The 23,242-nt window shown below is 62.3% G+C and carries 10 protein-coding genes; 6 read left to right on the top strand and 4 right to left on the bottom strand.

Translation table 11 applies throughout. The features are described 5' to 3' along the window. Positions 1 to 4: 4 nt before the first annotated feature. Positions 5 to 3,310, bottom strand: a complete 3,306-nt coding sequence (locus tag ACX82Z_RS15225; protein WP_459589923.1) for a transglutaminase family protein — start codon at positions 3,308 to 3,310, stop codon at positions 5 to 7. A 140-nt stretch (positions 3,311 to 3,450) separates the two neighbouring features. Here ACX82Z_RS15225 and ACX82Z_RS15230 point away from each other — a divergent pair, with 140 nt between their 5' ends. After that, complete coding sequence (locus tag ACX82Z_RS15230) at positions 3,451 to 4,185, top strand: SDR family oxidoreductase (protein WP_459589924.1); 735 nt, start codon at positions 3,451 to 3,453, stop codon at positions 4,183 to 4,185. Here ACX82Z_RS15230 and ACX82Z_RS15235 read toward each other — a convergent pair. Next, complete coding sequence (locus tag ACX82Z_RS15235; RefSeq protein WP_459589925.1) at positions 4,163 to 4,735, bottom strand: TetR/AcrR family transcriptional regulator; 573 nt, start codon at positions 4,733 to 4,735, stop codon at positions 4,163 to 4,165. The genes ACX82Z_RS15230 and ACX82Z_RS15235 overlap by 23 nt on opposite strands. 126 nt (positions 4,736 to 4,861) lie before the next feature. On the opposite strand from ACX82Z_RS15235, the gene ACX82Z_RS15240 reads away from it, so the two are divergent. The 5 genes from ACX82Z_RS15240 to ACX82Z_RS15260 all read left to right on the top strand — a co-directional run bounded on the left by ACX82Z_RS15240 (position 4,862) and on the right by ACX82Z_RS15260 (position 21,263). Next, positions 4,862 to 6,025 carry an efflux RND transporter periplasmic adaptor subunit gene (locus ACX82Z_RS15240; protein ID WP_459589926.1) on the top strand — a complete coding sequence of 388 codons (1,164 nt, stop codon included), beginning with the start codon at positions 4,862 to 4,864 and terminating at the stop codon, positions 6,023 to 6,025. Beyond that, entirely contained in the window at positions 6,022 to 9,102 is a 3,081-nt protein-coding gene (locus ACX82Z_RS15245) for an efflux RND transporter permease subunit (RefSeq protein WP_459589927.1), read from the top strand. The genes ACX82Z_RS15240 and ACX82Z_RS15245 overlap by 4 nt, the downstream gene beginning before the upstream one ends. 212 nt (positions 9,103 to 9,314) lie before the next feature. After that, positions 9,315 to 17,840, top strand: a complete 8,526-nt coding sequence (locus ACX82Z_RS15250) for a GH36-type glycosyl hydrolase domain-containing protein (protein ID WP_459589928.1) — start codon at positions 9,315 to 9,317, stop codon at positions 17,838 to 17,840. A gap of 213 nt (positions 17,841 to 18,053) precedes the next feature. After that, on the top strand, positions 18,054 to 19,829 hold the full coding sequence (locus ACX82Z_RS15255; protein ID WP_459589929.1) for a glucan ABC transporter ATP-binding protein/ permease: 1,776 nt from the start codon (positions 18,054 to 18,056) through the stop codon (positions 19,827 to 19,829). Positions 19,830 to 20,081: 252 nt separating this feature from the next. Next, positions 20,082 to 21,263 (top strand): OpgC family protein, encoded by a 1,182-nt coding sequence (locus ACX82Z_RS15260; RefSeq protein WP_459589930.1) that lies wholly within the window; start codon positions 20,082 to 20,084, stop codon positions 21,261 to 21,263. 66 nt (positions 21,264 to 21,329) lie between these two features. On the opposite strand, the gene ACX82Z_RS15265 is transcribed toward ACX82Z_RS15260, so the two are convergent. Beyond that, on the bottom strand, positions 21,330 to 22,253 hold the full coding sequence (locus ACX82Z_RS15265) for a branched-chain amino acid ABC transporter permease (protein ID WP_459911817.1): 924 nt from the start codon (positions 22,251 to 22,253) through the stop codon (positions 21,330 to 21,332). Between the two features lie 71 nt (positions 22,254 to 22,324). Continuing rightward, on the bottom strand, positions 22,325 to 23,212 hold the full coding sequence (locus ACX82Z_RS15270) for a branched-chain amino acid ABC transporter permease (RefSeq protein ID WP_459589931.1): 888 nt from the start codon (positions 23,210 to 23,212) through the stop codon (positions 22,325 to 22,327). Positions 23,213 to 23,242: the final 30 nt, after the last annotated feature.

Raw genomic sequence — 23,242 nt, forward strand, 5'->3', positions numbered from 1 at the left:
GCGCTCATCGCCGTGCCTGCCGCCTCAGGTCGAGCGTGGACGGAAATTCGGGATGCGGGATTTCGGGTGAGGCCGCATAGGTCCCGACCGTATGGCCCCAACCTTCGAACCGGGCGAGCCGCCGGGCCTCCGCCTCGTTGCCGTTGACCGGAAAGGTGTCGTAGCTGCGCCCGCCCGGATGAGCGACGTGATAGACGCAGCCGCCAAGCGCGCGGCCGTTCCACGTGTCGTAAATATCGAAGGTGAGCGGCGTATCGACGGGCAGCACAGGATGAAGCGCGGTCGATGGCTGCCACGCCTTATAACGCACGCCTGCGACCGACACCCCATTGCCGGCCTTTTCGAGCGGCACTCGCCGCCCGTTGCACGTCACCGCGTAGCGACCGGGATCGGCAGCTTCGAGTTTCACCTGCAAGCGTTCGGTCGAACTGTCGGTATAGCGCACCGTTCCGCCGATCGCGCCCGTCTCGCCGAGAACATGCCACGGCTCCAGCGCCTGCCGCAGTTCCAGCTTCACGCCCTCATATTCGACCTCGCCGCAGAAGGGAAAGCGGAACTCGGCCTGCGCCTCGAACCATTCGCTGCGGAACGAAAAGCCATGCGCGTCGAGATCGGCAAGGACATCGCTGAAATCGGTCCAGACATGATGCTGGAGCATGAAACGGTCGTGAAGCGCGGTGCCCCAGCGCACGAAATCGCCCTTGAGCGGGTCCTTCCAGAGCCGCGCGATGATGGCGCGGACGAGAAGTTGCTGGGCCAGCGACATGCGCGGATTGGGCGGCATCTCGAAGCCGCGAAACTCGACCAGTCCAAGCCGTCCCGTCGGGCCGTCCGGCGAATAGAGCTTGTCGATGCAGATTTCCGCGCGATGCGTGTTGCCCGTCACGTCGGTCAGGAGGTTGCGCAATAGCCGATCCGTCAGCCACGGCAAAGGCCGCTCGCCCTCGCCGGGATCGGGAATTTGCGACATCGCGATCTCGAGTTCGTAGAGGCCATCGTGACGCGCCTCGTCGATGCGCGGGGCCTGGCTCGTCGGACCTATGAAGAGGCCGGAAAAGAGATAGGACAAGGACGGGTGCCGCTGCCAGTAGAGGATCAGGCTGCGCAAGAGATCGGGTCGGCGCAGAAACGGGCTGTCCATCGGCGTGCGACCGCCGACGACCACATGATTGCCGCCGCCGGTGCCGGTATGCCGCCCGTCGATCATGAACTTATCGGCGCCGAGCCGGCACTGGCGCGCCTCCTCGTAGATCGCCTCGGTCGTCGCCACGCAGTCGCGCCAGCTCGATGCCGGATGGATATTGACCTCGATGACGCCCGGATCTGGCGCGACGCGGATGACATTCATCCGCGGATCGGACGGCGGCGCGTAGCCTTCGATATGAACCTTCACGTCGAGGCGTTCGGCAGCGCTTTCGGCAGCGGCGACCAGTTCCAGATAGTCCTCGATCCGCTCGACCGGCGGCATGAAGACGCAAAGCCGACCGTCGCGCGGCTCGACAGAAAGCGCGGTGCGCACCGCGCCGCCAAGCTCGCCTATCTCCTGCGGCACGATGGCCTGCCCCGGCGTCACGGCGGTGAAGCTTGCGACATGCTGGTGAGGCTCCGGCGCATCGGGCAAAGGCCCGCGCTCCTCGGTCGGATCGGCCGGGTTCACATAAGGATATTGAGACGGCGGCACATAAGGCAGCGAGCCGAGCGGAAGGCGGTAGCCGACCGGGCTGTCGCCCGGCACCAGGAAGAGGTGCCCGCGACGGACGTTCCAGACCTCCGACATCCAGCGCGGCGCGTCGGCCGCCGCCTGCCAGCGCTGGACCGGCAGGACATAGCCCGAAGGTTGGTCGAGGCCCCGCTCGAAGACCCGCGCCATGCGATAGCGCGCCTCGGGATCGGAAAGCTCGGAGTTTTCTGGCGTCACGTTTTCGGGAAGCTGGCCTTCCTTGATCAGCCATTCGGCCGGGTCCTCGTAGGCCGGCACGACATTTTCGCCCGGCAGCCCGAGTTCGCCCGCGATCGCCCGAAGCAATCCCTCGGCGTCCGCCGCGCTTGCCTCGCCATCCGCCGCTTCCGGCGCGATGCGGTCTGCGTCTTTCCAGATATGCTTGCCGTCATCGCGCCAATAAAGCGAAAAGGTCCAGCGCGGCAGCGTTTCGCCCGGATACCATTTGCCCTGCCCATAATGCAGGAACCCACCCGGCGCGAAACGGTCGCGCAGACGGCGGATAAGCTGATCGGCCAGCGCGCGCTTGGTCGGACCGACGGCGTCCGTGTTCCATTCGGCGGATTCGAAATCGTCGATCGACACGAAGGTCGGCTCGCCGCCCATCGTCAGGCGCACATCGCCATGCTTCAACGCCGCGTCGACCTTTTCGCCAAGTTCGTCGAGCGCAGCCCACGCCTCATCCGAAAACGGTTTCGTGATACGCGGATGTTCGGCGACCCGCTCGACCTTCATGTCGAACGCAAACTCGACCTCGGCGAAGCTCGCCATGCCGGAAATCGGCGCGGCATTGGAAAAATGCGGCGTCGCGGCAAGGGGTATATGGCTTTCGCCGGTCAAAAGGCCCGATGTCGGGTCGAGCCCGATCCAGCCGGCACCCGGCAGATAGACCTCCACCCATGCGTGAAGATCGGTGAAGTCCTTGTCCGTTCCGGCCGGCCCGTCGAGCGAAATAAGGTCCGGCTTCAACTGAATCAGATAGCCGGACACGAAGCGCGCGGCAAAACCCAGATGCCGCAACGCCTGAACCAGAAGCCAGCTTGAATCCCGGCACGAGGCGGTGCCGCGTTCGAACGTCTCTTCGGGCGTCTGGACGCCCGTTTCCATACGGATGACATAGCCGATCTCGCGCGACAGGCGAGCGTTCAGTTCGACGATAAAGCCGACCGTCTGCTGGCGCTCGCGCGAAATCGTGTCGAGAAAAGCCTGTAGGTGCGGGCCTGCCGGTTCCGGGCGACGGTAGATGACGAGATCGGGTTCGATCGCCTGCGGATAATCGAACGGCCAGTATTCCGCCTCTTCCTCCACGAAGAAATCGAAGGGGTTATAGACCGTCATGTCGGCGACGAGATCGACCTCGATCTTCAGTTCGCGCACCGGTTCGGGAAAGACATAGCGCGCGAGCCAGTTGCCGTAGGGGTCCTGCTGGTAATTGACGAAATGGTTTTCCGGCGAAACCTTGAGCGCGTGCGAGACGACGCGGGTGCGCGAATGCGGCGCGGGCCTCAACCTGACGATCTGCGGACCGAGCGTGACCGGGCGGTCGTATATGTAATGAGTCAGGTGGCTGATGGCGGCAAGGATGGACATCGGTCGTATGCGGTTCCGTCTGTGAGCAGTCGCCCGGACGTTTCCACAAATAGGTGCGCTGCACCACCGCTTTGTTCGAAATCGGTTGCGCTCGTTGGCGTGAACCACCAATTTGCGCCGACAACAAAAGCGAGGATGTTATGAAGACCAAGGCGGTGGTGACCGGACATAGCCGGGGATTGGGCGAAGCGATCGCGGCATCGCTGCTGGAAAAGGGCGTCGACGTGCTCGGCCTCTCACGCAAGGAGACATCCGCACTCTCCGCAGGACCAGAAGCGTCGTTCGAACAGATCGCGATCGACCTTGGCGATCCGGCTGCGTTTTCCGACAAGAGTCTTATGGATCGTCTCGAAGAATTCCTGTCGGGAGCGGAGCGCGCCATTCTCGTCAACAATGCGGGAACGGTCAGCCCGATCGGGCCGCTTGGCACGGGAGGCGTCGGGGCCATCATGACGGCCGTAACGCTCAACGTCGCCGCGCCGCTCGCACTCGCCGATCTTTTCCAGACGGTCGCCTCACCGGTCGCCGACCGGCGTATCCTGCATGTTTCATCCGGCGCGGGCCGTCGCGGCATGGCCGGATGGAGCGTTTATTGCGCGACCAAGGCCGCACTCGACAACCACGTACGCGCGGTGCAGGAAGACGCCGTATCGGGCCTCAGGATCACCAGCCTTGCCCCCGGCGTCATCGACACAGACATGCAGGCCGACATTCGCGGCGCGACCGTCGAACAGTTTCCCGCGCTCGACGATTTCAAGGCGATGAAGTCGGAAGGCGCCTTGTCCTCACCGCAGGAAGCGGGCGCCAAACTCGTCGCCTATCTTCTCTCGGACGCTTTCGGCACGGAGCCGATTACGGACTTGCGCTCTCTTTGATTTTCCCCGCAAGCTCGCCCGACAGACGCTCGAAAACAGCGTCTGTCTCCTCCGAGCCGAGACAGTTCGTCTCGAACATGCGCATCGACCACATACCTTCGATCACAAGAAGCGCGATCAGCGACATCGGCAGGTCTTTCGACTGTTCGCGCATCGTCGCCACGAGATGACGCTGGTGGCGGCGCACCGGATCGATCAACCCTGGATTTTCGGCAATGGCGGCCAGAATGCCGGACGCAGGCTTGGGGTGCACGCACATTTCATTGCGGCAATAGTCGATATAGGCAAGTGCAACGGCGTTCGGCCCGGCCTCGTGCAGTCGCTCGCTCTGGGTCAGTGCTTCCTGCGCACGGGCGATATGGCGCTCAACCAAAGCCTCCAAAAGCTTGGCCTTGGTGGGGAAATTATAAAGCAGCCCGCCTTTGGACAGGCCAGCCCTCGCCGCGACCGCATCGAGCGAGATATTTGCTGATCCCTGCTCGTGGGCAAGGGCTTCGGCGGCGTCGAGAAGGCGCTCCCTAGAACTCGGCCGGCCGGATGGACGCTTCAATTTTCACCTCATGGATGGCAGAGTGTTATCTGCCGTGTTGACATCACCGTCCAGACGGTACAGTAATGCGGCGCACAATTGCAAGGGCGCAATGCGTCCAATGGCCATACATTCGCGGAATTCAAAATGATCAAGCGGTTTCTCATCGCCATCGTCTTCGTTGCTGTCGTCGTCGGCGGCATCGTCGGGTTCAATATGTTCCGCGACCGGATGATCGCGGACTTTTTCGCCAATATGCCGGCTACCGCCTATCCGGTCTCGATCGTCAGCGCCGAAAACGGCGAGTGGCAGCCGGGCATCGAGGCCATCGGCACGGTTTACGCATCGCGCGGCATCGACCTTGCGGTCGAGACCGGTGGCGTGGTTCGCTCGGTCGAGTTCAAGGCGAATGACGAGGTCGAGGAAGGTCAGCTTCTGGTCCAGATCGACGATGCGGTCGAGCAGGCCGACCTTGTCGCCGCGCGCGCACAGGTTCAGGTCAGCAATGCTTCGCTCGAAAGAGCACGCACCCTTTCCGATCGTGGCGTCAGCACGGCCGCAACCGTTCAGGATGCCGAGGCGGCTGCCTCCTCCGCTCTTGCCCAGATCGAACGACTGAACGCGATCCTCAGCCAGAAGTCGCTGGAAGCGCCGTTCTCCGGAACGGTCGGCATTCCGCGCGTGGAAGCCGGGCAGTTCGTCTCGGCCGGAGCCACCGTCGCCACGCTTCAGGATCTCGACACGCTGCGTGTCGATTTCACGGTGCCCGAGCAGCAGCTTGCGCGCGTTTCGGCAGGCCAGACCGTTACCATCGCGACCGAGGCCGGCAATGCGGTGGCGTCGGGCAGGATCACCGGCATCGAGCCGCGCATCGATCCGCAGACGCGTCTCGTCTCCCTGCGTGCCGAAGTCGACAACCAGGAAGGCAGGTTGAACCCCGGCCAGTTCGTACGCGTTCGCGTCCAGCTTCCGCTCGAGGATGACGTGATCGCGGTGCCGCAGACCGCGGTGACGACCAGCCTTTATGGCGACTACGTCTATATCGTCCGCGATCCAGAACAGCCGATCGAAACTGCCGAGGGCGAGCCAGAGCGTTTCGTGGTGCGGCAGGTGTTCGTGCAGACCGGCCGCCGCTACGGCGATCAGGTCGAAGTCACCGAGGGCGTTTCGGCGGGCGACCGCGTCGTCACCGCCGGCCAGAACCGGCTTTCGAACGGCTCGCAGGTCACGCTTTCGCAGTCCGGCGACGGCAACGGAAACGATCAGGAACAACCCGCTGAAGCAGCTTCAGTCGAAGGCGATGCACAATGAGCATACCTGAACTCTTTACGCGCCGGCCGGTCCTCTCGACCGTCTTCGGCGCTTTGATCCTGCTTCTGGGCTTTCAGGGCCTCTTCAACCTTTCGGTGCGCGAGTATCCGGAAGTCGAAGAGACCGTGATCACGATCACGACGACCTATCCGGGCGCGAGCGCGGACCTCATTCAGGGCTTCATCACCGCGCCGATTTCGCGCGCGGTCGCCACGACCGAAAACATCGATTACGTCACGTCGGCAAGCCGTCCGTCAGTCAGCACCGTGACGGTCAACATGCAGCTCGGTTCCAACCCGGATATCGCGCTCACCGAGGTTATGGCCAACGTTCAGCAGGTTCGAAGCGAACTGCCGAGTGAGTCGGAAGATCCCGTGATCGTCAAGGGTACGGGCCAGCAGTTCGCCATCATGTATCTGGCTTTCCAGAACGAGAACATGACGGCCGAACAGCAGACCGAATATCTCGAACGCGTCATCCGGCCGCGCATGTCGACCATCGACGGCGTGGCGGAAGTGCAGATCATGGGTGCCGCCAACTACGCGATGCGCGTTTGGATCGACCCGATTCGCCTCGCCAGCCGCGGCGTCACCGCGTCCGAGGTCGTTCAGGCCATCAATGCGTCGAACTTCCTGGCCGCGCCGGGCACCACGCGCAACGAGTACGTCGCCTATTCGATCACGCTGGAATCGACCCTCCAGACGCCCGAGGCGTTCGGTTCGCTGCCGCTGCGGTCCGAAGGCGACGAGGTCGTGCGCTTGCGTGACGTCGCATCTATCGAGCTTGCCGCCGAGAGCACCGATTCGATCGTCAACTTCAACGGGCGGGCCGGCACCTTCATCGGCATCTTCCCGACCCCATCGGCAAACCCGCTGAATACTGCAGACGCCGTCATCGCAGAATTGCCGTCGATCCAGGAAAGCCTGCCGGAAGGCATGAGCGTCGAGATGGTCTACAACGCCACCGACACGATCCGCGCTTCCGTCGAAGAAGTCTTCGTCACGATCGCCGAAGCCGTCGTCATCGTCGTCGTGGTCATCCTGCTCTTCCTGGGTTCGTTCCGCTCGGTCATCATGCCGGTCGTCACGATCCCTCTGTCGCTCATCGGCGTCTGTTTCTTCCTGATGATGCTGGGCTATTCGATCAACCTTCTGTCACTTCTGGCGATGGTGCTGGCGATCGGCCTCGTGGTCGACGACGCCATCATCGTCGTGGAGAATATCCACCGTCACATCGAAGAGGGCCTCAGCCCGATGGATGCGACGATCAAGGGCATGAAGGAAATCGCGCTCGCCATCATCGCGATGACGCTGACGCTGGTCGCCGTCTTCATGCCGCTCGGCTTTACCGCCGGCCTGACAGGCGCATTGTTCCGCGAATTCGCTTTCACGCTTGCAGGAGCGGTCGTCATTTCGGGCATGGTGGCGCTCACCATCACGCCCATGATGTCGGCAAGGCTTTTGAAAGCCGGCGGCCACAGCCGCTTCCAGAAATTCGTCGACCGCTCCTTCGACCGGCTCGCCAATTTCTATGAGAACCTCGTCTCGGGTTCGCTGAACTATCGTCCCGTGACGATGTTCATCACGATCGCATTCGTCGCGGTCACCGGCTTCATGTTCATGAATACGTCGAGCGAGCTTGCACCCGAAGAAGATGTCGGCGCGCTGTTCGCCATCGTCAACGGCCCGCGCTATGCGACGGTGGACTATACCCAGCGCTACGCACAGGAGATGAACGAGGTCACGACCGACATCACCGACGTTAAGACGCGCTTTTCGATCATCGGTCTTGGACCCGGCCAGACGAATACTGGTTTCGTGGTCTGGGGGCTTCATGACTGGTCCGATCGCGAGCGTGGTCAGGCTGAGATCCAGCAGGACATCCAGGCCCGCATCAACGGGGTCGACGGGGTGCAGTCTTTCGTCTTCGCACCGCCGACGCTTCCCGGCGCCGGTGGCGGCCTGCCGGTCTCCATCATCATCCAGTCGACGGGCGCGGCCTCCGAAGTGTTCGATGTCGCCGACCGCATCCGTCAGGAAGCAGAGGCGACGGGACAATTCATTATCGTCCAGAACTCGCTGTCGTTCGACGCGCCGCAGGTAACGGTTACGATCGATCGCGAGCGGGCGGCAGCGCTCAACGTTCCGGTCAGCGATATCGGAACGACGCTCGGCGCACTGGTCGGCGGCGGTGCCATCTCGCAGTTCGACCGCGAGTCGAACAGCTACGACATCATCACGCAGGTGCCGGCGGAGTATCGCAACAATCCCGAAGCGCTGGGCGATTTCTTTATCCGCTCCACGACGGGCGCCATGATCCCGCTCTCGGCTGTCGTGACCATCACCACCAACGCATCGCCCGCTGCCATCGAACAGTTCAACCAGTTGAACTCGGCGACGATCGAGGCGATGCCGATGCCGGGCGTGACGACCGGTACGGCGATCCAGACGATCACCGATATCGCCCGCAACACGATGCCGGATTCGTTCTTCATCGACTATTCGGGTCAGTCGCGACTGGAGGTCACGCAAGGCAATACGATCCTGATCGCCTTCTCGCTCGCAGTCATCGTGATCTACCTGATGCTTGCGGCGCAGTTCGAAAGCTTCCGCGATCCGTTCATCATCTTGATGTCGGTCCCGCTGTCGATCTTCGGCGCGATCCTGCCTTTGAATCTCGGTATCGCCACGCTGAACATCTACACGCAGGTGGGCCTGATCACACTGATCGGCATCATCACCAAGCACGGCATCCTCATGGTCGAGTTCGCGAACCAGCAACGCGACGAAGGCATGTCGATCCGCGAAGCGATCGTCCATTCGGCCAAGGTGCGCCTGCGCCCGATCCTGATGACGACGGCGGCACTCGCTCTGGCGGTCGTGCCGCTAATGATCGCCGACGGTGCTGGCGCGGCCGCACGTCAGGCAATGGGTACGGTCATCTTCTGGGGCCTTTTGATCGGCACCTTCTTCACGCTTTTCGTCGTGCCGATGTTCTATACGTTCATCACTTCGCGCGAGCGTTCGGAGGCAACTCGCCACGTTCCAACCGAGGCGTCCGCGCAACCGGCTGAGTAAGGCTTCGGAACAAAATCAAAAGGGGCGACGCGGCATCCGCGTCGCCCCTTTTTTATGGTGGGTCGGCCCACTTGGCACGCGACTATATCGCTGCGACATTTTTCGTGTAGCGTTCGCTAAAATACGTTGCAACCTTTCCCCGCTGAATCGGTTTAACGTTTGCTCGGCTTGTGTCGCGCTTTCGGCAGCCACTTCACGGATTTTTTTGACGCATGAATATTCAGACCGACCCGGCCCGCATCAGCGACGCCGCTCCGCTCCTGCCTGCCGCTGTCGACACGCCCATTCGCTTTGCCCCCGGAAACGACTTCACGCTTCAGGCGCTCGGTTACGACCTTGCGTCAGGTCGTTACGAACCTGATTTCGATCTTTACGATCTGGACCTACGCGCACGCGCGACCGCGAATGCCGACACGATCCTGTCCGTCGTCACCTATCTTGGGCACGCCCAGCAGAACGCCGACCCGATCACACCAGCGGCCCAATGGCTTCTCGACAATCACTATCTCGTCGAGGACACGATCGTTCAGGTTCGGCGCGACTTGCCGTCGAGCTTCTTTCGCAAGCTGCGCATGACGACCCTGCCTGATGGCCGCAGCGTGCCACGCGCGCTGATCCTGGCCTGGACCTATGTCGCGCATTGCGACAGCGCGATTTCCGTCGCGGGCTTCGAGACCATGGTCGCCGCCTTTCAGGAAGTGGAACCGCTGGCCATCGGCGAATTGTGGGCCCTGCCCTCGTTGCTCCGGTTTGTGCTCGTCGAAAACCTGCGCCGTCTGGCGGTACGTGTGAAGCGCGCCCACGAGATGCGGGACGTCGCCAACAAGGTTGCCGACCAGGCGCTGGCACAAGGCTCGGTCGAGGAGGAACTGCGCGTTCTGGCGACCTATGAGGCGCATGCGCGCGACACCACCTTTGCAACCCAGCTTCTGTTCCGCCTGCGCGACGGCACGCAATATGCGTCAAGCGCGCTGGCCTGGCTCGAGACCGAACTGGAACGCTTCGACCTCGACGCCGAGGAAATCGCGCGGCGCGAACATGCGACGCTCTCGGCCGGAAACGTGACTACAGGCAATATCATCAAGGGTCTGCGGCTCGTCGACGATGCGGACTGGACGGTCTGGTTCGAGGAACTTTCGCATGTCGATCAGATGCTGCGCGCGCATACGGATTTTGCCAATCTCGACTTTCATTCGCGCGACCAGTACCGCCGAGCCATCGAGGAACTGGCGGGCGGCACCGACCTTACCGAAGGCGACGTCACCGAACGCGCGATCGCGATGGCGCAGGACCGCGTCGGCGCGTTCGGCCATGCCACACAGCCCGATATCGGCCTGTTCGTCGTCGGCCCCAAAAGGCAGGAACTGGAACATGCCATCGGCTACAGACCGCAATGGCAAACGCGTATCCGCCGCTTCTACAAGCTGACGAGCTGGGCCGGGATCGTCCTGCCGGCCGCCCTTCTCACAGCGATACTTCTGGCGGTCGTAGGCTTCACACTCGGCGGCATCGGTCTTCCGGCGGGGGCGGTGATCCTGCTTCTGGCGTTGTTCCTTTTGCCGGCGAGCGAGGCTGCCTTTGGCCTTTACAACACGATCGCCTCCCTGATCGTCGAGCCGACGCGCCTCATCGGCTACGAATACAAGAACGGCGTGCCAGCAGGCTCACGCACGCTGGTGGCGCTGCCGATCCTCATCGGGTCGCGCGACGATGTGGAGGACGCGCTTCACAATCTGGAGGTCCACTATCTCGCCAACATGCACGGCGAACTGGACTTCGCCATCCTTTCCGACTGGAAGGACAGCGCATCGGAGCAGACGAGCGAGGACACCGAACTTCTCGCCTATGCTCAAAAGCGCGTCGTCGCGCTCAACGAACGCTATCCGCGCGACGCGCGGCCGCGCTTCCACGTTTTACATCGCCGCCGGCTCTTTAACGATGTCGAAGGCGTGTGGATGGGCTGGGAGCGCAAGCGCGGCAAGCTGCATGAGTTGAACGCGCTCCTGCGCGGCGATCTCGACACGACCTTCATGGCGCCGACGACGCCGCTCCCCGAAGACGTGCAGTTCGTGCTGACGCTCGACGCCGACACGCGCATGACCCGCGACGCCGTCGCCAAGCTCGTCGGAAAGCTCTCGCACCCGCTCAACCGGCCGGTCGTCGATCAGAAGACGGGCAAGATCGTCAGCGGCTACGGCATTCTCCAGCCGCGCGTAACGCCCTCCCTGACAACGGGCAACGAAGCCTCGTTCTTCCAGCGCATCTTTTCGGCCAATCGCGGTGTCGATCCTTACGTCTTCGCCGTTTCGGACGTTTATCAGGATTTGTTCGACTCCGGCACCTTCACCGGCAAGGGTCTCTACCATATCGACGCGATGGAGGCCGCGCTCAAGGACCGCATCGGCGAAAATTCCGTTCTGAGCCATGACCTCCTTGAAGGCGCCTATGCGCATTGCGCACTCGTCACCGATGTCGAGCTGATCGAGGACTACCCAACGCGCTATTCGGTAGACGCCTCGCGCAACCATCGCTGGATACGTGGCGATTGGCAGCTCCTCCCCTTCATCTTCGATCCGCGCTCCGGCGTGCCCGGTCTCTCGCGCTTCAAGATGATCGACAATCTTCGCCGCTCGCTCGTACCGATTGCATGGGTGCTTGCGTCGATTGCGGGATGGATGCTCCTGCCGTTCGCCTACGCCGTGCAGTGGCAGGCACTCCTTATCCTCAGCCTGGTGCTCGCCCTCACCTATTCGATCGTCGACGCGCTGATGCCGCGCGACAACGAAGCGACGCTTCGCAGCCATTTTTCCGCGCTCGGCCGCGAAGTCGCATTCGCAACCGGTCAGGTGGTGCTGAAGGTTGTGCTTATCGCCCATCAGGCGTGGGCCTCGGCGGACGCCATCTTGCGCACGCTCTACCGCATGTTCGTCAGCCGCCGGCATCTGCTCGAATGGCGCACGGCCTCCGACGCGGCACGCGCCGGCAGCGAGGATTTGCAGAGCTACTATACAATGATGATCGGCTCGGTGGTGATCGGCCTCATCGGCTTTTCGCTCGCCGTCATCGCCGATCATTCGGGCATGGTCGTCGCCGGCCTGTTCCTGCTTTTCTGGGGCGGCGCGCCAGCCTTCGCCTGGCTGATCAGCAGCTCGGCCGAAACCGAAGACAAGCTGATCGTCACCGCCGCCGACGGTGCCAAGCTGCGCACCGCCGCCCGGCGCACATGGCTCTATTACGAAACCTTCGTGACCGCCGAGCACAATTACCTGCCGCCGGACAATTATCAGGAAATACCGACCCCGGTCGTCGCACCGCGAACGTCCCCGACCAATGTCGGCATCTATCTGCTTTCGATCGTCTCGGCACGCGACTTCGGCTGGATCAGCCTTGCCGAGGCCGTTCACAGGATCGACCAGACGATCTCCACCATCGAGCGGATGGAGCGCCATCGCGGCCATCTTTACAATTGGTACGATACCAAGACCCTGAAACCGCTTTTGCCGCTCTACGTCTCGTCGGTCGACAGCGGCAACCTGGCCGGGCATCTCGTGACCGTCGCGGCGACCTGCAATATCTGGGCGCAGGCACCGGCAGCGCATCTTCAAGGCGACTATACGGGCATCATCGATACCGTCACGATCCTTGCCGAAAGCCTCGACGAGTTGCCGGATGACAGGCGGCCGCTGCGCCCCCTTCGACAGCGCCTTCGCGAGCGCATCGACGGCATGCGCCGCGCGGTTGAAACGATCCGCAGTGAACCGGAAACGGCAGCGATCCGTACCATCAACCTTGCGGTCCTTACCGCCGAAATCCGCAAGCTCGCGCGCGCGATCCATGATGAGATCGGCTCCCAGGCAAGCGAAACCTTGGCCCTTTGGGCCGACAAGCTCGACGCATCGTGCCAGTCCCACATCTCGGATTCGTATATCGAGGACGAACGCATCGCGAGCATGCGCGCCAAATTGGTCGAACTGCGCGACCGGTCGCGCAAATACGCGTTCGAAATGGATTTCTCGTTCCTTCTGCGCGAGGATCGCAAGCTGCTTTCCATCGGCTACCGCGTCGATCAGCGCCAGCTCGACGAAGCCTGCTACGATCTTCTTGCCTCCGAAGCGCGGCTGACGAGCCTCTTCGCCATCGCAAAGGGCGACGTGCCGACGGATCACTGGATGCGGCTCGGCAGACCCGTCACGCTGGTCGGCTTTTATGGCGCGCTCGTCTCGTGGTCGGGGTCGATGTTCGAATACCTCATGCCGCCGCTCGTCATGAAGGAGCCGCTCGGCGGCATTTTGAACCAGACCAACAATCTCGTCATCACGCGCCAGATCCGTTACGCGCGCTCGAAGGGGATTCCGTGGGGGATTTCCGAAAGCGCCTACAATGCACGCGACCGCGAGATGACCTATCAGTACACCAATTTCGGCGTGCCGGGGCTGGGCCTGAAACGCGGCCTTGCGCAGAACACCGTGATTGCACCCTACGCCACGCTTCTTGCCGCGCAGTTCAAGCCACGCGAGGCCGTCGCCAATCTGGCTGAGATCGACGAGATCGGCGGACGCGGACGCTACGGCTATTACGACGCGATCGACTTCACCCCGACACGCGTTCCCACCGGGGCCGACCACGCCGTCGTGCGCAACTACATGGCGCACCACACCGGCATGTCGATCGTCGCGGTCGCCAACGTGATCTTCGAAGGCCGAATGCGCGATCGCTTCCATTCGGATGCGGTTATCGAGGCGGCCGAACTGCTTCTGCAGGAAAAGGCACCGCGCGACGTGCCGGCGACGAAGGCCCGCGCCGAAGCCGGCGACCAGCCGACGCCAGAGGAAGCCGAGACCAGTTCAGACATGCGCGTCATCGCCGATCCGGTCAACGCGCTTCCGGCAACGACCGTGATGTCGAACGGCTATTACAGCGTCATGCTGACCGCGCGTGGCACAGGCTACAGCCGCAGCGGCGAAATCGCGGTCACGCGCTGGTCCGGCGATCCGGTCGAGGATCGGTCGGGCACGTTCCTGTTCGTCACCGATACCGCGACGGGCGCATGGTGGTCGGCTACCGGCGATCCGAAAACGGCAGATGGCGAAAGCTGCGAGGCCGTCTTCAGCGACGACAAGGCGACGTTCGTCAAGCGAGCGGGAACGCTCACCACCAAAGTCGAGGCGATCGTCGTGGCGGAAGCCAATGGCGAGGCCCGGCGCATCACGATCACCAATCGCGGCGACACCGACCGGCATCTGGAAATCACGTCCTATGGCGAGATCGCGCTCGCACCTGACGCGAGCGATCAGGCGCATCCGGCCTTTTCCAAGATGTTCGTCGAAACGACCATCGCCAATGATGGCAGCATGATATTGGCGCGCCGCAACAAGCGCGCGGAAAGCGAAGCGCCCGTGGCGCTCGCCCATTTCGTCACCGCAGGCGTCGGCATCCCGCGCGAGGCGCGCGCGGAAACGGACCGGCGTGCGTTTCTCGGACGCGGCCGCTCGGTCGTCGATCCGGCGGCCTTCGACCGCGATGCGCAATTTGGCGGAAGTGAGGGCTTCACGCTCGATCCGGTCATGTCGATCCGCTGCAAGGTACGGGTGCCGGCCGGCAAGGAAGTGTCGCTGACTTACTGGACGCTGGTTACCGCGACGGAAGACGACGCGCGCGCATCGGCGATCCGTTTCGGCAATCCCGGCTCCTTCGAGCGTCAGGCGATGCTCGCCTGGACGCGTTCGCAGGTTCAGACCCGCCATGTCGGGCTGTCGCTCGCGGACGCTGCAGGCGTCCAGCGGCTGGCGCGATATTTGCTCTACCCGACACCCGCGCTGCGCGCGCCTGCCGAACTCATCGCGGACGGTCTCGGCCGCCAGTCGGCGCTATGGCCGACCAGCATCTCCGGCGATTTCCCGATCTTCGCGCTGCGTATCGCGGATGTCGCCGATCTGGAGATCGTTTCCTCAGCGCTTCGCATGCAGGAATATCTGCGCGCGCACGGCATGGTTACCGACCTCGTAATCGTCAACGAGCAGGCGGCGTCCTATGTGCAGGATCTGCAACAGGCGATCGAGCAGCTTTGCGACAACAGCCGCCTGCGCGGGCGCGAACTTGGGCCGCGTCAGCACATCTTCGCCGTTCGCCGCGACCTGATGGACAACGAGACTTACAAGACGCTTCTGTCCGTCGCACGCGTCGTCCTTCATACGCGCAACGGAACGATCTTCGACCAGATCGACCGTGCCGAAGCTACCGAACAGCAGGCGTGGGCGCAGCAACAGCGCGCAAACGCGGCGAAGCCGGCCGCCAAGCCGCTCGCGCGTCTGGCTCCGGTGGCGACCGCCAACGGCGACGGGCTGGAATACTGGAACGGCTATGGCGGCTTTGCCGACAAGGGTCGCTCCTACGTCGTGCGGCTCGACGCCAAGCAGCACACGCCGCAGCCCTGGATCAACGTGATCGCCAACGAGAATTTCGGCTTCCATGTCTCCGCCGAAGGCGCGGCCTTTACCTGGAGCCGCAACAGCCGCGACTTTCAGGTCACGCCATGGTCGAACGATCCCGTCACGAACCGTCCGGGCGAAGGCATCTACATCATCGACCGCGACACAGGTGACGCGTTTTCGCCGCTCGCCGCCATGCTGCGCGACCCGTCGCTCGTCTACGAGGCGCGCCACAGCGCGGGTCTTTCGGCCTTCCATGTCGAGCGCAACGGCCTTGGCGCACAACTCGAACATCTGGTCGATCCGGTCGATCCCGTTCGCGTCTCGCGTCTGAAGCTGAAGAATGGCGGCACGACGCCCTCGCGCCTTCGCGTCTATGTCTATGCCGAATGGGTCATGGGCGTGAACCGCACGCGCACGAGCGCGACGACCATTCCCGGTCACGACGCAGGCGCAAACATGGTCACGGCGCAAAACCCCTATCATCTCGACTATGGGGACCGGGTCGCATTTCTTGCCGGAGACCGGCCGGTCCAGTCCTTCACCTGCGACCGATCCGAATTTCTCGGTCAGCGCGGTTGCTCGGAATATCCGGCATCGGTCATCGCTGGCGCTTCCCTGTCGGGAACCGTTGAAGCCGGCCGCGACATCTGCGGCGCGCTCGCCTTCGACATCGACATTGCGGCGGGCGGCGAGGAAGCGTTGCAATTCTTCATGGGCGACGCGGGATCGGCGGCCGAAGCGCGCGAACTCGTCGGCCACCATCGAACGCTTTCGTTCACCGACAGGCTCGACGCCAATGCCCGCCAGTGGGACACCTTCGCGGACGCTCTCCAGGTCGAAACGCCCGACCCGGCCTTCGACGCGCTGGTCAATCACTGGCTCCCCTATCAGGCGTTCGCCTGCCGCATCCGCGCCCGCGCGGCTTTCTATCAAGCCAGCGGTGCCTATGGCTTCCGCGACCAGTTGCAGGACACGCTCGCCCTCCTTCTGCAGGACCCGTCGCTGGCGCGAACACAGATCCTGAACGCCGCAAGCCGGCAGTTCGCCGAAGGCGATGTGCAGCACTGGTGGCTGCCGCTTTCCGGTGCTGGCGTGCGCACCACGATTTCCGACGACGTGGTGTGGCTCGCACATGGCACGCATCGCTATGTCAGCGTCACTGGCGACGAAGCGATCCTCGATGAGGAACTGCCGTTCCTCGAAGGCGCGGCGCTCGAGGAAGGCCAGCACGACGCCTTTTATACGCCTGAAATTTCCAAGGACACCGTACCTCTTTACGAGCATTGCGCACGTGCGCTCGATCTGGCGATCAAACGCACGGGACCGAACGGCCTGCCGCTGATCCTCGGTGGTGACTGGAACGACGGCATGAACCGCGTGGGCGAGAACGGACGCGGCGAGAGCGTGTGGCTCGGCTGGTTCCTTGCCGCAACCTTGCGCGACTTTGCGCCCATCGCGTCGAAGCGTGGCGACACAGCCAGGGCGGAAGCGTGGGAGCGCCATCTCGACACGCTCAAGATCGCCATCGAAGACGCCGGCTGGGACGGGGAATGGTATCGGCGCGGCTATTACGACGATGGCTCGCCGCTCGGCTCAAGCCTGTCAGACGAGTGCCGGATCGATTCACTTGCGCAATCATGGTCCGTCCTTTCGGGCCTCGGCCCGCTCGATCGGGCAAACCAGGCGATGACGAGTGCGCAATCGCACCTGATGGACGAGCAGAACAGTCTCATCCGCCTCTTCACACCGCCGTTCCAGAACACGACGAAAGAGCCCGGTTACATCAAGGGCTATCCGCCGGGCGTACGCGAGAATGGCGGGCAGTACACGCATGCGGCCACATGGTTCGTTCTCGCCCTTGCGGCACTCGGTCGCAGCGACGACGCCTATCATGCATTTTCCGTGATCAATCCGGTCAATCACGCCCGCGACCGCAAGCATGCTGACCTCTATCGGGTCGAGCCATACGTCGTCGCAGCCGACGTTTATTCGGAATCGAACCGCGCCGGACGGGGCGGCTGGACTTGGTATACCGGGTCGGCTGGATGGCTTTACCGAGCGGCGGTGGAGGGGATCATCGGTCTTAACGTGGCCGGCGACGCCTTTACGCTCGCGCCGCAGATTCCGGCTAACTGGATGGAATTCAAGGCAAAATTGAACATCCGCAACGCTCGCTACGACATCGTCGTCGAGCGCGGAGCCGAAAATTCGATCCGCGTCGACGGAACGCAGGTGCAGCAAATCCCGTTGACACAGGGTGGCGTTCACGAGGTTGTCGTAACGGTTGCAAAGGGTGAAACAGGCTAGAGCGCGAATGCCGCAATGGCACCGCAATTGGCCAGCAACCTGCCAATTGATCAAAGATTTCCGATTGTTAAAGCATCACGGAAAATAACGACCCAGCGCGCATTCGTGAAGCGCGCAACGAAACCATTCTTCTCATACGCAATTGTCCGAGTCCGTGTTTGGAAGTAGTGCAATCCTTGTTGCACTGCACAATTCCAGTGAAAGGTCTGCATCGTGTCCCTTGTGGAAGTGTACTGGAGAGCGTTGACTTATCTTGCCGCAGCACGCGGCAAGGTAGCTGTCATTTGCGCCTCCAATGTTCTCCTCGCCATGGTCGCAATCGCAGAGCCGATCCTGTTCGGTCGCATCATCGACGCGATCACGGAAAAGGCGGATGTGACGCCGACGCTTGCAGCGTGGGCAGGCCTCGGTGTGTTCAACATCATTGCCTTCGTTCTCGTTTCGCGCGGGGCTGACAGGCTGGCGCACAAGGTGCGCGGCGATGTCCTTTCGCGTTCGTATGAGAACATGATCACCATGCCGCTCGCATGGCACTCCAAGCGCGGAACATCCTATTCGCTGCACACGCTTTTGCGCGGCGTCGAAGCGATGTTCTCGCTCTGGCTGGAATTCATGCGCCAGCACCTGTCCACGGCAGTGGCGCTCGTTCTTTTGGTCCCGACGGCCATTTCGCTCGATCTGCGCATGGCGATGGTGCTGTTCGCGCTCGGCGTTTCGTATGTGACGATCAACCATATCGTCATGAAGCGCACCAAGGACGGTCAGGCCGCGGTCGAGCAGCACTACCACAAGGTTTTCGCGCATGTGAGCGACTCTGTGTCGAACGTGTCGGTCCTGCAGAGCTACGGCCGTGTGCAGCAGGAGACGCAGGCGCTCAAGGAACACGTCCAGCGCCTTATCAACGCGCAGTACCCGGTCCTCGACTGGTGGGCGCTCGCTAGCGCCTTGCAGCGCCTGTCGTCGACCATTTCGATGATGGTCGTGCTGATCATCGGCGCCCTGCTGGTCTCGCGCGGCGAGTTGCGTATCGGCGATGTCGTGGCGTTCACAGGTTTCGCGACGCTGCTCATCAGCCGTCTCGACCAGATCACCGGCTTTGTGAACCAGGTGTTCGAGGCGCGCGCCAAGCTCGAGGCTTTCTACGAGGTCGAGGATGCCGTCGAAGAGCGCTCCGAGACCTTTGGAGCCAAGGAACTTCACGACGTCGAAGGTCGCATCGTGTTCGACAACGTCAATTTCCGCTTCCCCGGCACCAGCGAAGGCGTGAGCGACATCTCGTTTGCCGTCGAGGCTGGCCAGACCGTCGCCATCGTCGGTCCCACGGGTGCGGGCAAGACGACGCTGATCAACCTGTTGCAGCGTGTGTTCGACCCGTATTCGGGCACGATCACCATCGATGGCGTCGATACGCGCAGCGTTCTGCGCGGCTCGCTGCGCCGCCAGATGGCGACCGTCTTCCAGGACGCTGGCCTGCTCAACCGTTCGATCGAGCACAATATTCGCCTTGGCCGCGAAGGGGCGTTGAACGACGATGTCCACCATGCCGCACGCGCTGCGGCTGCCGAGGAGTTCATTCTCGGTAAGTCTGACGGCTACGACACCGTCGTCGGCGAACGCGGCGGTCAGCTTTCGGGTGGTGAGCGCCAGCGCATTGCGATCGCGCGCGCCATCTTGAAGGATGCGCCGATCCTCGTTCTCGACGAAGCGACGAGCGCGCTCGATGTGGAAACCGAGGAGCAGGTGAAGGAAGCGATCGACCGGCTGCGCGAGAACCGCACGACCTTCGTCATCGCGCACCGCCTGTCGACGGTTCGAGACGCCGATATGGTGATCTTCATGGATCACGGGCGCATCGTTGAGATGGGTGGCTTCGATGAACTCGCTCGCCGCAACGGCCGCTTCGCAGGTCTTCTGCGTGCGGGCGGTCTGCTCGACGACGATCAGGTTCGCCGCTCCATCCGTCTGGCACCTGCCATCGAGGCAGCCTGAAACTGCCTCATGCACACATCAAAAAGGCCACCCCATCGGGTGGCCTTTCTTTTTTAGTGGATGCTGAAACGAAGTTTCGCCAAACGTGATGGCCGCCATGGATCGAATTGGCTATTTGGCACGTTAACAAGCGCTTCGACACCTGTGCTCATTTCCAATGCATCGGTCCGCACAGCGCGACTTAGCCTCAGGAAGGGACGCCTGACCTTTGCGAAGCGGCATGAACCGTTTCGCTAGTGGGAACTCGTACGCATGAATAATGGCAATCAATCCCTTCGAGATACGCGCATCGACGTCGTCCGAGCCATCGCGCTTTTGACGATCTTCGTGAACCATGTTCCCGGAAATCCGATCGAGGTCATCACGCACAAGAATTTCGGGTTCTCCGATGCGGCGGAAGCTTTTGTCCTCGTCTCGGGCATTTCGGCTGCGCTTGCCTACGGCTTGAAATTCGAGGCTGGCAACCGGCTCATCGTTACGCTGAAGACGTGGCGTCGCGCCGGCGTTCTCTACATCGCGCAGCTTGGAACGACCATGGCGACGATCGGCATCTTCGCCTTCTTCGCCCTTTACTTCGGCGCACCGCACCTGCTCGCCAAGATCAATATCGAGCCGGTGATGACGGATACGGCGGCCGCCCTTCTCGGGGTCGTTACACTCGGCCACCAGCTCGGCTACAACAACATCCTGTCGATGTATGCCGTCGTTCTCCTCATGCTGCCGCTTTTCCTCCTGATCGGAACGTTCAGCATCGGCTGGATGGTGGCAGCGTCGGGCATCATGTGGATGGTCGCCGGGTTGCTTCCGATCGCGCCGCCGCATTTTCCCAATAATGGATACTGGTTTCTCAACCCGTTCTCCTGGCAGCTTTTGTTCGTGCTCGGCATGGCGGCGATGATGCATGTCAAACGAGGTGGAAACATACCGGTCAATCGTTGGCTCATCGGTGCTGCGGCACTCTACCTGACGATTGCACTCATGTGGGTTCGCATACCGCTTTGGGGCATCGACGCCTCGATGGGGCTGCCGAGCATCTTCACCGGCTTTAGCAAGACGTTCCTGTCGCTGCCACGTATGCTGCACGTCATCGCCATCGCGTACCTGATCTACGCCCTGCCCGCGATCTCGAACGTGTTCCGCACGACGCTCGACAATCCGCTTGCCGTACTCGGCCGTCATGCGCTTCCCGTCTTCGTCGTCGGCACCATCCTGTCGATGGCGGCGCAGGCATGGCGCGGCGTTTTCCCGCCGACCATCGTGTCCGACATCGCCATCGTGCTGGTAGGCGTCGCGCTTCAGTTCGCGCTTGCCTATTACATCGACTGGTATCGCAGGCTCATTCGCGGTGCTGCGAAGGAGCCGCGCCGGATCGTGGTGCAGGGCAAAGAGCTTTCTCCGGTCCCGGTCCGCTCCGGCAGGGATACGAGCCGATAGAAGAAGGCGACTGGAATCAAAACGGCCCGGCGAAACTTGCCGGGCCGTTCTTCTTTCACGTTTCTGCTAGAGCGGCTTTCTTATCCATTTCTGGATGACGCCGACGATGCCTTCCCGGAAGAGCATGACGCAGACGACGAAGACGATGCCCTGAACGATCGTCACCCAAGCGCCCCATGTCGCCAGATAATTTTGCATGCTCACGATGACGGCTGCGCCGACGATCGGGCCGAAAACGGTTCCCATGCCGCCCAGAAGGGTCATTAGAACGACTTCGCCCGACATCGTCCAATGCACATCCGTCAGCGAAGCAAGCTGGAACACGAACGCCTTGGTCGCGCCGGCAAGACCGGCCAGCGTTGCCGACAGGACGAACACGGTCAGCTTGTAGCGGTTGACGTGATAGCCGAGGGAGACGGCGCGCGGCTCGTTCTCGCGGATCGCCTTCAGCACCTGCCCGAAAGGCGAATGGATGATCCGGTAGATCAGCAGAATGCCGATGAAGGCGATGGCCAGCACCATCCAGTAGACCGCGAAATGGCTCTGGATCGGGATGAAACCGAACAGATTGCCGCGCGGCACGCCCTGAATACCGTCCTCGCCACCGGTGAACGGAGCCTGCAACGAGAAGAAGTAGATCATCTGCGCGAAGGCGAGCGTCACCATCGCGAAATAGATGCCCTGACGGCGAATGGCGAGCGAACCGAAAACGAGGCCAAGCACCGCGGCGGCGGCGGTACCCGCCAGGATCGACAGTTCCGGCGACAGGCCCCAGACCTTTGCCGCATGGGCCGCGACATAGCTTGCCGATCCGAAATAGGCGGCGTGGCCGAAGGACAGGAGGCCGCCGAAGCCGAGCAGGAGATTGAACGCGCAGGCGAAGAGCGCGAAGCACAGGATCTTCATGACGAAGACCGGGTAAAGCATGAACGGTGCGATGGAGCCGGCTGCGAGCAACAGGACGAAGATCGCCATGTGATGGACAGGCATGCCCATCACCTTGCGGCGGATGCGCGGTTCGGCGATGGCCGAGGCGGTGTCGGTCTCGGTGACGGCGGTCATCAGGCGGTCCTCCCGAACAGTCCGGCTGGCTTGATCATCAGGACGATGGCCATGATGACGAAGATGACGACGGCGGAGCCTTCAGGGTAGAAGACGCGCGTCAGCCCTTCGACCAGACCGAGCCCGAAGCCGGTGAGGATCGAACCGAGGATCGAGCCCATCCCGCCGATGACGACCACCGCGAAGACGACGATGATGAGTTCGGCGCCCATGTTCGGATTGACCGAATAGATCGGCGCGGCGAGAACGCCCGCAAACCCGGCCAGCGCCACGCCGAAGCCGTAGGTCAGCGTGATCATCAGCGGCACGTTGATTCCGAAAGCGCCTACGAGCGTCGGGTTTTCGGTCGCTGCGCGCAGATAAGCGCCAAGCCGCGTCTTCTCGATCACGAACCACGTGCCGAGGCACACGATCAGCGAAGCGACGACCACCCAGCCGCGATAGTTCGGCAGGAACATGAAGCCGAGGTTCTGGCCTCCCGCGAGTGCCGGCGGGATGCCGTAGGGCAGGCCAGATATGCCGTAATTGTTGCGCAGAACGCCCTGCAGGATCAGCGCGAGGCCGAAAGTCAGGAGCAGGCCGTAGAGATGATCGAGATGGTAGAGCCTCGAAATTAGAAGCCGCTCGATGATGATGCCGGTTGCCCCAACGATGATCGGGACCAGAAGCAGCGCCCACCAATAGTTGATGCCCAGGTAATTGAGCAGCATCCACGCCACGAAGGCGCCGAGCATATATTGCGCGCCATGGGTGAAGTTGATGATGTTGAGCAGGCCGAAGATGATCGCCAGCCCGAGCGACAGCATCGCATAGAACGAGCCGTTAATGAGGCCGAGCAGAAGCTGGCCGAAAAGAGCCTGCGGCGGAATGCCTATGAGCTCGAACATGTGCGCTTCCCGTGGTCGAGGACGTAATGG

The organism is Aliihoeflea sp. PC F10.4, assembly GCF_054612275.1.

Excerpts from the sequence above, each read along its gene's own strand:
- ACX82Z_RS15270 (WP_459589931.1), bottom strand. The coding sequence starts at position 23,212 with ATGTTCGAGCTCATAGGCATTCCGCCGCAGGCTCTTTTCGGCCAGCTT.
- ACX82Z_RS15250 (WP_459589928.1), top strand. The coding sequence starts at position 9,315 with ATGAATATTCAGACCGACCCGGCCCGCATCAGCGACGCCGCTCCGCTC.
- ACX82Z_RS15265 (WP_459911817.1), bottom strand. The coding sequence starts at position 22,253 with ATGCCTGTCCATCACATGGCGATCTTCGTCCTGTTGCTCGCAGCCGGC.
- ACX82Z_RS15230 (WP_459589924.1), top strand. The coding sequence starts at position 3,451 with ATGAAGACCAAGGCGGTGGTGACCGGACATAGCCGGGGATTGGGCGAA.
- ACX82Z_RS15240 (WP_459589926.1), top strand. The coding sequence starts at position 4,862 with ATGATCAAGCGGTTTCTCATCGCCATCGTCTTCGTTGCTGTCGTCGTC.
- ACX82Z_RS15260 (WP_459589930.1), top strand. The coding sequence starts at position 20,082 with ATGAATAATGGCAATCAATCCCTTCGAGATACGCGCATCGACGTCGTC.
- ACX82Z_RS15245 (WP_459589927.1), top strand. The coding sequence starts at position 6,022 with ATGAGCATACCTGAACTCTTTACGCGCCGGCCGGTCCTCTCGACCGTC.
- ACX82Z_RS15225 (WP_459589923.1), bottom strand. The coding sequence starts at position 3,310 with ATGTCCATCCTTGCCGCCATCAGCCACCTGACTCATTACATATACGAC.